Source organism: Streptomyces sp. CLV115 (assembly GCF_038448545.1).
In the GTDB taxonomy this organism is placed as follows: domain Bacteria; phylum Actinomycetota; class Actinomycetes; order Streptomycetales; family Streptomycetaceae; genus Streptomyces; species Streptomyces sanglieri.
Genome location: NZ_JBCEWQ010000466.1, coordinates 1 through 274 on the forward strand (window position 1 = coordinate 1; position 274 = coordinate 274).

Sequence of the window (274 nt, forward strand, 5' to 3'; positions counted from 1 at the left end):
CCGCTAAGCCTAAATATTCCCTGGTGACCGATAGCGGATAGTACCGTGAGGGAATGGTGAAAAGTACCGCGGGAGCGGAGTGAAATAGTACCTGAAACCGTGTGCCTACAAGCCGTGGGAGCGTCGCTGTGTGTGCTTGCACATGCAGTCGTGACTGCGTGCCTTTTGAAGAATGAGCCTGCGAGTTTGCGGTGTGTTGCGAGGTTAACCCGTGTGGGGAAGCCGTAGCGAAAGCGAGTCCGAACAGGGCGTTTCAGTAGCACGCTCAAGACCC

1 rRNA gene is annotated in these 274 nt (G+C 55.8%); it reads left to right on the top strand.

Going from position 1 to position 274, the window contains the following annotated elements:
- A 23S ribosomal RNA gene (locus AADR41_RS42670) occupies positions 1-274 on the top strand; the annotation flags it as partial.